Origin of the sequence: Enterobacter sp. 725m/11 (assembly GCF_011683705.1) — a bacterium.
Taxonomy (GTDB): Bacteria; Pseudomonadota; Gammaproteobacteria; order Enterobacterales; family Enterobacteriaceae; genus Enterobacter; species Enterobacter bugandensis.
This window is the reverse complement of the sequence record NZ_JAAQOK010000006.1, coordinates 65,186-78,245: the sequence shown is the minus strand read 5'-3', so window position 1 is coordinate 78,245 and position 13,060 is coordinate 65,186. Positions and strand designations below refer to the sequence as shown.

The following is a 13,060-nucleotide window of genomic DNA, read 5'->3' as shown; positions in this document are numbered from 1 at the left end:
CCGGGCCTTCTCTTTAATACATGACCTTGTGGCCGTACTGCTCAAGAATACCTTTCACGCGTTCCATCGTCTCTTTTTTCGGCGGCTTCACCCCATCAAGCTTGTACTCTTCGCCCATCGCCACCCATTTATGTTTACCCAGTTCGTGATAGGGCAGAAGCTCAATTTTCTCGACGTTGCCCATGTCGCGGGTAAATTCACCCAGGCGATGTGCGGAGTCATCGTCATCTGACCAGCCGGGAACAACAACGTAGCGGATCCAGGTTTTGATGCCTTTATCGGCGATGTATTTGGCAAACTCCAGCGTACGGTGGTTAGAAACACCAACCAGATTCTGGTGGATCTCATCATTCATCTGTTTGAGATCGAGCATCACCAGATCGGTCACGTCGAGCAGTTCATCAATGACCGGATCGTAGCGGCGCACAAAGCCGTTGGTGTCGAGACAGGTATGAATGCCTTCTTTATGGCAGGCGCGGAACCAGTCGCGGACAAATTCAGCCTGAAGAATAGCTTCACCGCCGGACGCGGTCACGCCACCGCCGGATGCGTTCATAAAGTGGCGGTAGGTCACCACCTCTTTCATCAGATCTTCCACGGTGACTTCTTTACCGCCGTGCGTGTCCCAGGTGTCGCGGTTATGGCAGTACAGGCAGCGCATCAGGCAGCCCTGGAAAAAGGTAATAAAGCGGATCCCCGGGCCATCGACGGTGCCACAGGATTCAAAGGAGTGAATGCGACCAATAGTTGACATTGCGGTGATATCTCCGAATTTGGCCCATCCGGGGGCCTGTGTAGTTGCACAGCTCAAAGGCTATGTCGAGTCTGTTTTGGCTGTTATCCATAAAGTATAGATAGCGGACAAAAGAGACTGGTGAAGCGAGGGTGTTAAAAAGGCCCCACTTGCGTGGAGCCTTTATTGTACGCTTTTTAACGCGTGATTTCAGTCAATTCCACTTACATGGACTGAGTGAAAGTACGGGTGATAACGTCCTGCTGCTGTTCTTTCGTCAGGGAGTTAAAACGTACTGCGTAGCCAGATACGCGGATGGTCAGCTGAGGATATTTCTCAGGATGTTCCATCGCGTCGAGCAGCATTTCACGGTTCATTACGTTCACGTTCAGGTGCTGACCACCTTCGATGGACGCTTCATGGTGGAAGTAACCATCCATCAGACCCGCGAGGTTAGTTTTACGCACTTCGTCGTCTTTACCCAGCGCGTTTGGCACGATAGAGAAGGTGTAAGAGATACCATCTTTCGCGTAAGCAAACGGCAGTTTAGCAACGGAGGTCAGAGAAGCTACAGCACCTTTCTGGTCACGACCATGCATTGGGTTAGCACCTGGGCCAAATGGCGCGCCAGCACGACGACCGTCTGGGGTGTTACCGGTTTTCTTACCATACACAACGTTAGAGGTGATGGTCAGAACAGACTGTGTCGGGATAGCGTTACGGTAGGTAGTGAGTTTCTGAATTTTCTTCATAAAACGTTCTACCAGGTCAACCGCCATGTCATCAACGCGAGCGTCGTTGTTACCAAACTGCGGGTATTCGCCTTCGATTTCGAAGTCTACGGCCAGGCCGTCTTCGTCACGAATTGGTTTAACTTTCGCGTATTTGATTGCAGACAGGGAGTCAGCCGCAACGGACAGACCTGCGATACCACACGCCATGGTGCGGATAACGTCACGGTCGTGCAGCGCCATCAGAGAGGCTTCGTAGCTGTATTTGTCGTGCATGTAGTGGATAACGTTCAGCGCGGTCACGTACTGCTTAGCCAGCCAGTCCATGAAGTGGTCCATGCGCTCCATGACTTCGTCATAGTTCAGCACGTCACCTTTAATTGGCTCAGACTTAGGACCAACCTGCATTTTCAGTTTTTCATCAACGCCGCCGTTGATAGCGTACAGCATGGTTTTCGCCAGGTTTGCACGCGCACCGAAGAACTGCATTTGTTTACCAACAACCATTGGGCTTACGCAGCAAGCGATAGCGTAGTCGTCGTTGTTGAAGTCCGGACGCATCAGGTCATCGTTCTCGTACTGCAGAGAAGAGGTGTCGATGGACACTTTAGCGGCGAATTTCTTGAAGTTCAGAGGCAGTTTTTCAGACCACAGAACGGTGATGTTCGGCTCCGGAGAAGGACCCATGGTGTACAGGGTGTTCAGGAAGCGGAAGCTGTTTTTGGTTACCAGCGTACGGCCGTCAACGCCCATACCACCGATAGATTCGGTTGCCCAGATTGGGTCACCAGAGAACAGTTCATCATATTCTGGGGTACGCAGGAAGCGAACCATACGCAGTTTCATGACCAGGTGGTCAATCATTTCCTGAGCGTCTTGCTCGGTGATTTTGCCTGCTTTCAGGTCACGTTCGATGTACGCATCCAGGAAGGTGGATACGCGGCCGAAGGACATTGCTGCACCGTTCTGAGACTTAACAGCGGCCAGGTAGCCGAAGTAGGTCCACTGAATAGCTTCCTGAGCGTTGGTCGCAGGACCAGAGATATCACAGCCATATTTAGCCGCCATCTCTTTGATCTGACCCAGCGCGCGGTGCTGTTCAGCAATTTCTTCACGCAGACGGATAGTCGCTTCCAGGTTCACGCCGTTTTCCAGGTCAGACTGCAGGGAAACGAACTGCGCGTATTTGTCTTTCATCAGGAAGTCGATACCGTACAGCGCAACGCGACGGTAGTCACCGATGATACGGCCACGGCCATAGGCATCTGGCAGACCGGTCAGAACGCCAGATTTACGGCAGTTCAGAATGTCTTTGGTATAAACATCGAATACGCCCTGGTTATGGGTTTTGCGGTATTCGGTGAAGATTTTTTTCAGCATTGGGTCCAGCTCGCGGTTATACGCTTTGCAGGAACCTTCAACCATTTTGATACCACCGAACGGGATGATGGCGCGTTTCAGTGGTGCTTCAGTCTGCAGACCAACAATTTTCTCAAGGGCTTTGTTGATGTAGCCAGCATCGTGAGAAGTGATGGTGGATGCAACGGAGGTGTCAAAATCAACTGGCGCGTGAGTGCGGTTTTCCAGTTTAACGCCTTCCATTACGCTGTCCCACAGCTTGGTGGTCGCGTCAGTTGCGCCAGCCAGGAAGGATTCGTCACCTTCATACGGGGTATAGTTTTTCTGAATGAAGTCACGGACGTTGACTTCATTCTGCCAGTCACCTTTCGCAAAACCTTCCCAGGCTGTGGCTAACTTTTCATTAAGCTCGGACATGTAACACCTACCTTCTTAAGTGGATTTTTTATTTACTGCCTGAGACAACCATTAATGATGGTCGCCGCCACGCAGGTAAATGACCCAGTATGTCAACCCAACTAACAGACCCCCACCGATAATGTTCCCGATAGTGACGGGGATCAGGTTATCAGTAATGAAATTCATAATAGTCAGGTGAGAGAAACTTTCCGGGGATGAACCAACTGCGGTCCAGAACTCCGGGCTTGCAAAGTTGCGGATAACAATCCCCATCGGGATCATGAACATATTCGCAATACTGTGCTCGAAGCCGCTGGCAACAAACATCGCAACCGGCAGAACCATAATCATGGCTTTATCCATCAGGCTACGGCCAGAGTAGCTCATCCAGACCGCCAGGCAGACCATCAGGTTTGCGAGGATGCCGAGAGCAACGGCTTCGATAAATGTGTGATGCATTTTGTGGTCAGCGGTTTGCAGGACATTAAGCCCCCAGCCACCGTTGGCGGTCATATACTCGCCAGAGAGCCACATCAACAGAACAAAGAGCAGACAGCCAATCAGGTTACCAACGTAGACGTTAAGCCAGTTGCGCGCCAGTTGACCCCAGGTAATTCTTCCGCTGGCTTTCGCCACAACAATCAGCACCGTTGAGGTGAAGAGGTCGGCGCCGCAAATGACGCAGAGAATCAGACCCAGTGAGAAGCAAATGCCGCCAATCAGTTTGGCCATGCCGAAAGGCATTCCGGCAGTACCGGTGGTGGCGGTGATGTAGAAGACGAAAGCGATAGAGATGAACACACCAGCGGTGATCGCCAGATAGAACGTCTTCATCGGGTGTTTCGTTGCTTTATAGACACCCGCTTCTTCGGCAACTTTTGCCATCGCGGCGGGGAGTAAAAGATCAAAAGGGTTGTCAGCTTTCACACTAACTCTCTCTTTATTAAGTCGGCGACGAGATACTAACAAAGCATTATAGAAGAGAAATTGATATAGATCATATCTCGCCTGGCTTATAGGCCCGCAGTGTGTATGGTTTTACAACAAATGCGGAGTAAGTATTTGATTATCCGTATAAAAATAAATTTTAAAAGTTATGAAAAGAGTTGAATTTTTTCGTTCGGCCCCCTTCGAAACAGTTAATTAATATGGAGTATTTACCATAAAAAGTAACAATAAAGCCCAGGCAAATATTATTATATTTACCCGTGTTTAACTTTATTATTACAATCAACAATCATTGCCGAAGAGAATAAAAAACGGGGCAATGAAATTGCCCCGTAATATAGCCCAGACGATTGAATACGCCTACTGCCGTTAATGTTATATGCGCTTATTTTGACCAGTAAGCAGCTTTTGCTTTCTGCAGTTTTTCATAGGCCTTCAGCAGAGACTGATGCGCCGGGAAGGCTTTCAGATCGCTGTCAACCGCCTGCAGACCGTAGAACGGCTCTTCACCGCTCAGCGCCGCGCTGGCGGCTTCAACCGCTTCAGCACCGTACATACGTACAAAAGCGTTCAGGTACTGCAGTGGCTCGCGATCGTCTTCCTGTGCAAGCAGCAGCAGGGTTTGCAGGCAGCGGTAATAGTTGGTGCGCTCGGCGGAGAAGACCGACTGGTTAAACTCCATGGTCCATTCTGTCCAGGCCAGAGCCTGATCCAGATCGCCGCCCGCGAGGGCCAGCATCGCTTTCAGTTCACCGATGCGCAGCGTGTACCAGCCGTTGTCTTTCCCGGTCGCCAGACCCAGCAACTCGCGCACGCGGGTAAAGTCATCGTGGCCTTCATCGTCCAGCTGGGCTATCAGGTTGAGATAATCTTCTTTTTCCCACTCGCTGCCCGGCAGGGAGAGTAGGGTTTCACGCAGGTGCGCGCCCATGCTGTTGTTTGCGAGCCACAGATCTTCCGCCGGGTAGATATCGGACATGCCAGGTACGATGATGCGGCACGCGTAAACGCCCAGGTGTTCGTAGTCGGCAATGTAGACTTCCTGATCTTCGGCGTCGAAGATTGCCATCAATGTAGCGAACTCTTCTTCGGTGGTACCGGCAAAGCTCCAGTCCACGAACGGAAAGTCCGCGTCCTGCTTGAACATATCCCAGGAGATCAAACCGCTGGAGTCGATGAAGTGGGTTTCGAGGTTGGTGTGCTCGGCCACTTCTTCATCGTCAAACGTTGGCGGGGTGAATACGTCGAGATCTTTCAGGCTACGGCCCTGCAGCAGCTCGGTCACGGTACGCTCCAGCGCCACGCCGAAGTCAGGGTGCGCGCCGAAGGAGGCGAAGCAGGTTCCGTTAGTCGGGTTAAACAGCACGACGCAGATAACCGGATATTTACCGCCCAGCGAGCCGTCATAGGCAAAGATTGGGAAACCTTCCGCTTCCAGTTTGGCGATGGATTCCACCACGCCCGGGTAGCGCGCCAGCACGTCTGCCGGAATTTCAGGCAGGCTGATGGATTCGGCAATAATGCGGTTTTTGATATGACGCTCGAACACTTCAGACAGGCCCTGCACGCGCGCTTCATTGCGGGTGTTACCGGCGGACATACCGTTGGACACATACAGGTTGCCGACGATGTTCATCGGGATATAGACGGTCTGCTCGTCAGACTGACGGGTGAACGGCAGGGCGCAGATCCCACGCTCTTCATTCCCAGACTGCAGATCGATCAGCATGCTGGCGGTCAGTTCGTTTTCCGGATCGTAGAAGGCACGCAGACGGCCATCCAGAATGCCTTCCGGCAGTTCATCGTCTTCGGTCAGCGGGAACCATTTTTCGTTCGGATAGTGAACGAACGGGCCGTTGGCGATGGTTTCACCCAGCCAGAAGTCAGCGAAGAAATAGTTGGTGGACAGACGCTCAAAATACTCACCCAGCGCAGAGGCCAGTGCCGCTTTTTTCGTCGCACCTTTACCGTTGGTAAAGCAGAGCGCGCAGTCTTTGTCGCGAATGTGCACGGACCAGACGTGAGGCACCGGGTTCAGCCAGGAGGCTTCTTCGATGTTAAAGCCCAGGTCGGTCAGTTTCTGCTGGAAGCGAGCGATGGAATCTTCCAGAGCGGCGTCTTTGCCGGGGATAAACGTTTGAGTCATGGCGTTCACTTTTATCGTACGTAAAGCGCGCAATGATACGGGTTTTGCGTGACGGGTGCTATCTCCGGCGAAAATAAATGGCTGAGCTATGCTTAGTAGCAGTAACTGACTGTTAAGGCATAGAAAAATGAAAGCATTTGATCTCCAGCGGATGGCGTTTGATAAAGTTCCACCTGAATTTCTGGGCGAAGTGGCGCTGCGCAGCCTGTATACCTTCGTACTCGTCTTCCTGTTTCTCAAAATTACCGGTCGTCGTGGCGTTCGTCAGATGTCGCTGTTTGAAGTGCTGATCATCCTGACGCTGGGCTCGGCGGCGGGGGACGTCGCGTTTTATGACGACGTGCCGATGGTGCCGGTGTTTATCGTTTTTGTTTCCCTCGCCTTGCTTTACCGGCTGGTGATGTGGCTGATGTCAAAAAGTGAAAAGCTGGAAGATCTGCTTGAAGGGAAACCGGTCGTTATTGTCGAGGACGGTCAGCTGGCCTGGGAAAATGTGCAAAGCGCCAATATGACCGAGTTTGAGTTCTTTATGGAGCTGCGCCTGAATAGCGTTGAACAGCTCGGACAGGTGCGGCTGGCGATCATGGAAACCAATGGGCAAATCAGCGTCTATTACTATGCTGATGACGACGTTAAGCCCGGCCTGTGTATCCTGCCGGATATGTTAGTAGAACGGTTCAGGGTGATACCTGAAACCGGGGAGTATGCATGTATAAAATGTAGTCATGTTGTGGGGATGCATGCGGGCGATCATCAATTATGCCCTCGTTGTGCAAATCCGGAATGGACAAAGGTTAGCCGGGCTAAACGCCTCGTCTGACAGCGATTTTGTCGGTTTTGTGACGACGAGGCGGTAGATTGTTTTGTGTGACGAAGGGCACATTTCCCCGGTCATAAGTTTTAGACATTGCGGCGCGTGTCACTGAATGATAAAACCGATATCCACAGTTATAACTTATGGCTTTTAGCGTGGTGAGGGGAAATGGCTCAAGTTTTTAATTTCAGTTCAGGTCCGGCAATGTTACCGGCAGACGTACTCAAACAGGCTCAACAGGAACTGTGTGACTGGAACGGTCTGGGTACGTCGGTGATGGAAATCAGCCACCGGGGTAAAGCGTTTATTCAGGTGGCGGAAGAGGCAGAAAAGGATTTTCGCGATCTGCTGAACATTCCCTCGAACTACAAAGTATTGTTCTGCCATGGCGGTGGACGCGGTCAGTTTGCGGGCATCCCGCTCAATCTGCTGGGCGACAAAACCACCGCTGATTACGTCGATGCCGGCTACTGGGCAGCCAGTGCGTTAAAAGAAGCGCACAAATACTGCACGCCGAACGTTATCGACGCCAAAGTGACCGTTGACGGTCTGCGCGCCGTGAAGCCGATGAGCGAGTGGCAGCTGTCTGCCAATGCCGCGTATCTCCACTACTGCCCGAACGAAACCATCGACGGCATCGCCATTCACGAAGAGCCAGACTTTGGCGACAATGTCATTGTGACGGCGGACTTCTCTTCAACCATTCTGTCCACTCCGCTGGACGTCAGCCGCTACGGCGTCATTTACGCAGGTGCTCAGAAAAACATCGGTCCTGCTGGGCTGACTATTGTCATCGTCCGTGAAGACCTGCTGGGGAAAGCCCATAAGTCCTGCCCGTCAATCCTGGATTACACCGTCCTGAATGACAACGACTCCATGTTCAACACCCCACCTACGTTTGCCTGGTATCTCTCCGGCCTGGTCTTCAAATGGCTGAAGCAAAACGGCGGCGTGGCGCAGATGGACAAGATCAATCAGCAGAAAGCCGAACTGCTGTACGGCACGATCGACAAGAGCGATTTCTACCGTAACGATGTGGCGAAAGCGAACCGTTCCCGCATGAACGTACCGTTCCAGCTGGCAGACAGCAGCCTGGACAGCGTGTTCCTGGAAGAGTCGTTCGCGGCGGGTCTGCACGCGCTGAAAGGCCATCGTGTGGTGGGCGGGATGCGTGCTTCCATTTATAACGCCATGCCGCTGGAAGGCGTTAAGGCCCTGACCGATTTCATGATCGACTTCGAACGTCGTCACGGTTAACGGGCTGTTTTTCACCCCCGCAGCGTCCCTGCGGGGTTTTTATTATGTTGAGTTGAGAGTTTAGTTTTCATGGAATCCCTGACGTTACAACCTATCGCGCGGGTAGATGGCACCATCAATCTGCCTGGTTCAAAAAGTGTCTCGAACCGCGCTCTGCTGCTGGCAGCTCTGGCAAACGGCACCACCGTCCTCACCAACCTGCTGGACAGCGATGACGTGCGCCATATGCTCAATGCGCTGAAAGCGTTGGGCGTTCATTACACACTCTCTGACGATCGCACCCGCTGCGAAGTGACCGGCAACGGCGGCGCGCTGCAGGCGAGTGACGAGCTTGAGCTGTTTCTGGGTAACGCGGGTACCGCGATGCGTCCGCTGGCGGCGGCCCTGTGCCTCGGGAGCAATAACATCGTGCTGACCGGCGAGCCGCGCATGAAGGAGCGTCCGATCGGCCATCTGGTAGATGCCCTGCGTCAGGGCGGCGCGCAGATTGAGTATCTGGAGCAGGAAAATTACCCGCCACTGCGTCTGCGCGGGGGCTTTACCGGCGGTACCGTCGAGGTTGACGGCAGCGTCTCCAGCCAGTTCCTGACGGCGCTGCTGATGACCGCGCCGCTGGCCCCGCAGGATACGGTTATCACGATTAAAGGTGAGCTGGTCTCCAAACCGTATATTGATATTACGCTGCATCTGATGAAAACCTTCGGCGTTGAGGTTGAAAACCAGTCTTATCAGCGTTTCGTGGTTCGCGGCGCGCAGCAGTACCAGTCGCCGGGCAACTACCTGGTTGAAGGCGATGCTTCATCCGCGTCCTATTTCCTTGCCGCTGGCGCGATTAAAGGCGGTACGGTAAAAGTGACCGGCATTGGCCGCAACAGCGTGCAGGGCGATATTCGTTTTGCTGACGTGCTGGAAAAAATGGGCGCGGTTGTCACCTGGGGGGATGATTTCATCTCCTGTACCCACGGTGAGCTGAACGCCATCGACATGGACATGAACCATATCCCGGATGCGGCGATGACCATTGCCACGGCGGCGCTGTTTGCCAAAGGCACCACCACGCTGCGCAACATCTATAACTGGCGCGTAAAAGAGACGGACCGCCTGTTCGCGATGGCAACCGAGCTGCGTAAAGTCGGCGCTGAGGTAGAAGAGGGCGAAGATTACATTCGCGTTACCCCTCCGGTAAAACTGAACTTTGCTGAAATCGGGACCTATAACGATCACCGTATGGCGATGTGTTTCTCGCTGGTGGCGCTGTCCGATACCCCTGTGACCATTCTCGATCCGAAATGTACGGCGAAAACCTTCCCGGACTATTTCGAACAGCTGGCGCGCATTAGCACCCTGGCATGATGAAGTCTTGCCGCATCATCTGATGCGGCATTTCCTTACGCTTCCTGACGATCTTTCCCGCTCATTTCTTCTACACTCTGCTTCTATCATTCCGTAATTTGCACGCAAAGGTAACAGTTGCGCACGTTGGCGCGTATAATGCGCGGCGTTCATGTTAACGGTATGCCTTATTTAAGGAGAAAAAGATGACGGCAGTTGCCCCGGTAATCACCATTGATGGGCCGAGTGGCGCAGGGAAAGGTACTCTGTGCAAAGCGATGGCGGAAGCATTGCAATGGCATCTTTTAGATTCGGGAGCAATCTATCGCGTGCTGGCGCTGGCTGCGCTGCATCATCACGTGGATGTCGCCTCTGAAGAAGCGCTGGTACCGCTGGCTGCGCATCTGGATGTGCGTTTTGTTTCTACCGATGGCAACCTGGAAGTGATCCTGGAAGGGGAAGACGTGAGCGGCGAAATCCGTACGCAGGAAGTCGCTAATGCGGCCTCCCAGGTGGCGGCTTTCCCACGCGTTCGCGAGGCGCTGCTGCGTCGCCAGCGAGCGTTTCGTGAAGCCCCGGGTCTGATCGCTGATGGACGCGACATGGGAACCGTAGTCTTCCCTGATGCGCCAGTAAAAATCTTCCTTGACGCCTCTTCGGAAGAACGTGCTCAACGCCGTATGCTTCAGTTGCAGGAAAAGGGGTTTAGTGTTAACTTTGATCGCCTTTTATCCGAGATAAAAGAGCGCGATGACCGCGATCGTAACCGCGCCGTCGCACCGCTTGTTCCTGCAGAAGATGCATTAGTTCTGGATTCAACCAGTTTAACTATTGAGCAAGTGATTGAAAAAGCGCTACAATATGCGCGCCAAAAACTGGCACTCGCGTAATCGCGACCGATTTAGCAGTACCCCCGCTGCAATGGATTGACGGCGGGTATGTGAAACAACCCCATCCGGCACGGAGCCAGGTGGACGTTAATATTAACCTGAAGATTAAACATGACTGAATCTTTTGCTCAACTGTTTGAAGAATCCTTAAAAGAAATCGAAACCCGTCCGGGTTCCATCGTTCGCGGTGTTGTTGTTGCTATCGACAAAGACGTAGTACTGGTTGACGCCGGTCTGAAATCTGAGTCCGCCATTCCGGCTGAGCAGTTCAAAAACGCCCAGGGCGAGCTGGAAATCCAGGTTGGTGACGAAGTTGACGTTGCTCTGGACGCAGTAGAAGACGGCTTCGGCGAAACCCTGCTGTCTCGTGAGAAAGCTAAACGTCACGAAGCATGGATCACGCTGGAGAAAGCTTACGAAGAAGCTGAAACTGTGGTCGGTGTTATCAACGGCAAAGTTAAAGGTGGCTTCACTGTTGAGCTGAATGGTATTCGTGCGTTCCTGCCAGGTTCACTGGTAGACGTTCGTCCAGTCCGTGACACCCTGCACCTCGAAGGCAAAGAGCTTGAGTTCAAAGTAATCAAGCTGGACCAGAAGCGTAACAACGTTGTTGTTTCCCGTCGTGCCGTTATCGAATCCGAAAACAGCGCAGAACGCGATCAGCTGCTGGAAAACCTGCAGGAAGGCATGGAAGTCAAAGGTATCGTTAAGAACCTCACTGACTACGGCGCATTCGTTGACCTGGGCGGCGTTGATGGCCTGCTGCACATCACCGACATGGCGTGGAAACGCGTTAAGCACCCAAGCGAAATCGTGAACGTGGGCGACGAAATCACTGTTAAAGTGCTGAAGTTCGACCGCGAGCGTACTCGTGTATCCCTCGGCCTGAAACAGCTGGGCGAAGATCCATGGGTAGCTATCGCTAAGCGTTACCCAGAAGGTACTAAACTGACTGGTCGCGTAACCAACCTGACCGACTACGGCTGCTTCGTTGAAATCGAAGAAGGCGTTGAAGGCCTGGTGCACGTTTCCGAAATGGACTGGACCAACAAAAACATCCACCCATCCAAAGTTGTTAACGTTGGTGATGTAGTGGAAGTGATGGTTCTGGATATCGACGAAGAACGTCGTCGTATCTCCCTGGGCCTGAAGCAGTGCAAAAACAACCCATGGCAGCAGTTCGCGGAAACCCACAACAAGGGCGACCGTGTTGAAGGTAAAATCAAGTCTATCACTGACTTCGGTATCTTCATCGGCCTGGACGGCGGCATCGATGGCCTGGTTCACCTGTCTGACATCTCCTGGAACGTTGCAGGCGAAGAAGCAGTTCGTGAATACAAAAAAGGCGACGAAATCGCTGCAGTTGTTCTGCAGGTTGACGCAGAGCGTGAGCGTATCTCCCTGGGCGTTAAACAGCTCGCAGAAGATCCGTTCAACAACTGGGTTGCACTGAACAAGAAAGGCGCAATCGTAAACGGTAAAGTGACTGCAGTTGACGCTAAAGGCGCAACCGTAGAACTGGCTGACGGCGTTGAAGGTTACCTGCGCGCTTCTGAAGCTTCACGTGACCGCGTTGAAGATGCCACTCTGGTTCTGAACGTAGGCGACGACGTTGAAGCTAAGTTCACCGGCGTTGACCGTAAGAACCGTGCAATCAGCCTGTCTGTACGTGCTAAAGACGAAGCTGATGAGAAAGATGCAATCGCAACTGTTAACAAACAGGAAGATGCAAACTTCTCTAACAACGCAATGGCTGAAGCTTTCAAAGCAGCTAAAGGCGAGTAATATCAGGTTCTCAGCATCATTTGAGCTGTAACGTATTTACAGCGCGAAGGATGATGAGCAGACTTGACAGATTGCAGGATTCGTCCTGTAATCAATAACAAAGGGCGGCTACGGCCGCCCTTGTTTAATGAGCTGTTCAGCTAATTGGTTTGAAAGGAACCGGAGGAATCATGACCAAGTCAGAATTGATTGAAAGACTTGCCAGTCAGCAACCGCATATCCCTGCCAAGGCAGTGGAAGATGCCGTAAAAGAGATGCTGGAGCATATGGCCTCCACTCTTGCCCAGGGCGAGCGCATTGAAATCCGCGGTTTCGGTAGTTTTTCTCTGCACTATCGTGCTCCACGTACCGGGCGTAACCCGAAAACTGGTGATAAAGTCGAGCTGGAAGGGAAGTACGTTCCACACTTTAAGCCGGGTAAAGAACTGCGCGATCGCGCCAATATTTACGGCAACTGAGTTTAGCCAGCCGGTTAAACTGGGTTCGAAAGAAAGCACCTGCGGGTGCTTTTTTTGTCTCCGTCACTTTCATTCTGAAGGTGTCTCGCATTTTAAGTTGCGTTTTCTGCAACGCGCTAAAAACCTTGCAGCGCTTGCTGTAGATTGCATTTTTCATACCTGACACCCCGCTCGATCTGCCCGCATACTGCCACCCAGAAACAGGGAG

Annotated in this window: 10 protein-coding genes; 6 read left to right on the top strand and 4 right to left on the bottom strand. The window is 52.5% G+C overall.

The window, feature by feature from the left end:
- Positions 1-13: 13 nt before the first annotated feature.
- The 4 genes from pflA to ycaO all read right to left on the bottom strand — a co-directional run bounded on the left by pflA (position 14) and on the right by ycaO (position 6,316).
- A complete protein-coding gene (pflA, locus tag HBA26_RS04145; protein ID WP_028012563.1) occupies positions 14-754 on the bottom strand; it encodes a pyruvate formate lyase 1-activating protein in 741 nt (246 codons plus the stop codon).
- A gap of 203 nt (positions 755-957) precedes the next feature.
- Positions 958-3,240: a formate C-acetyltransferase gene (pflB, locus tag HBA26_RS04140; protein WP_023338210.1), complete on the bottom strand. Its 2,283-nt coding sequence runs from the start codon at positions 3,238-3,240 to the stop codon at positions 958-960.
- Positions 3,241-3,291: 51 nt separating this feature from the next.
- A complete protein-coding gene (gene focA / locus HBA26_RS04135; protein ID WP_028012564.1) occupies positions 3,292-4,149 on the bottom strand; it encodes a formate transporter FocA in 858 nt (285 codons plus the stop codon).
- Between the two features lie 406 nt (positions 4,150-4,555).
- Positions 4,556-6,316 (bottom strand): 30S ribosomal protein S12 methylthiotransferase accessory factor YcaO, encoded by a 1,761-nt coding sequence (ycaO, locus tag HBA26_RS04130; RefSeq protein ID WP_164558219.1) that lies wholly within the window; start codon positions 6,314-6,316, stop codon positions 4,556-4,558.
- 127 nt (positions 6,317-6,443) lie between these two features.
- Here ycaO and HBA26_RS04125 point away from each other — a divergent pair, with 127 nt between their 5' ends.
- The 6 genes from HBA26_RS04125 to ihfB all read left to right on the top strand — a co-directional run bounded on the left by HBA26_RS04125 (position 6,444) and on the right by ihfB (position 12,852).
- Positions 6,444-7,136: a DUF421 domain-containing protein gene (locus HBA26_RS04125; RefSeq protein ID WP_028012566.1), complete on the top strand. Its 693-nt coding sequence runs from the start codon at positions 6,444-6,446 to the stop codon at positions 7,134-7,136.
- Between the two features lie 162 nt (positions 7,137-7,298).
- Positions 7,299-8,387, top strand: coding sequence for a 3-phosphoserine/phosphohydroxythreonine transaminase (serC, locus tag HBA26_RS04120; RefSeq protein ID WP_126345193.1), 1,089 nt, complete (start codon positions 7,299-7,301; stop codon positions 8,385-8,387).
- Between the two features lie 69 nt (positions 8,388-8,456).
- Positions 8,457-9,740 carry a 3-phosphoshikimate 1-carboxyvinyltransferase gene (gene aroA, locus HBA26_RS04115; protein WP_126345194.1) on the top strand — a complete coding sequence of 428 codons (1,284 nt, stop codon included), beginning with the start codon at positions 8,457-8,459 and terminating at the stop codon, positions 9,738-9,740.
- 185 nt (positions 9,741-9,925) lie between these two features.
- Positions 9,926-10,609 (top strand): (d)CMP kinase, encoded by a 684-nt coding sequence (gene cmk, locus HBA26_RS04110; protein ID WP_013097305.1) that lies wholly within the window; start codon positions 9,926-9,928, stop codon positions 10,607-10,609.
- Between the two features lie 111 nt (positions 10,610-10,720).
- The gene (rpsA, locus tag HBA26_RS04105) at positions 10,721-12,394 is read left to right on the top strand and encodes a 30S ribosomal protein S1 (protein WP_008499966.1); all 1,674 of its coding nucleotides are present in this window, start codon (positions 10,721-10,723) and stop codon (positions 12,392-12,394) included.
- 170 nt (positions 12,395-12,564) lie between these two features.
- Positions 12,565-12,852 (top strand): integration host factor subunit beta, encoded by a 288-nt coding sequence (gene ihfB / locus HBA26_RS04100; protein ID WP_008499965.1) that lies wholly within the window; start codon positions 12,565-12,567, stop codon positions 12,850-12,852.
- Positions 12,853-13,060 lie beyond the last annotated feature (208 nt).

Excerpts from the sequence above, each read along its gene's own strand:
- aroA (WP_126345194.1), top strand. The coding sequence starts at position 8,457 with ATGGAATCCCTGACGTTACAACCTATCGCGCGGGTAGATGGCACCATC.
- cmk (WP_013097305.1), top strand. The coding sequence starts at position 9,926 with ATGACGGCAGTTGCCCCGGTAATCACCATTGATGGGCCGAGTGGCGCA.
- HBA26_RS04125 (WP_028012566.1), top strand. The coding sequence starts at position 6,444 with ATGAAAGCATTTGATCTCCAGCGGATGGCGTTTGATAAAGTTCCACCT.
- ycaO (WP_164558219.1), bottom strand. The coding sequence starts at position 6,316 with ATGACTCAAACGTTTATCCCCGGCAAAGACGCCGCTCTGGAAGATTCC.
- pflA (WP_028012563.1), bottom strand. The coding sequence starts at position 754 with ATGTCAACTATTGGTCGCATTCACTCCTTTGAATCCTGTGGCACCGTC.
- rpsA (WP_008499966.1), top strand. The coding sequence starts at position 10,721 with ATGACTGAATCTTTTGCTCAACTGTTTGAAGAATCCTTAAAAGAAATC.
- ihfB (WP_008499965.1), top strand. The coding sequence starts at position 12,565 with ATGACCAAGTCAGAATTGATTGAAAGACTTGCCAGTCAGCAACCGCAT.
- serC (WP_126345193.1), top strand. The coding sequence starts at position 7,299 with ATGGCTCAAGTTTTTAATTTCAGTTCAGGTCCGGCAATGTTACCGGCA.
- pflB (WP_023338210.1), bottom strand. The coding sequence starts at position 3,240 with ATGTCCGAGCTTAATGAAAAGTTAGCCACAGCCTGGGAAGGTTTTGCG.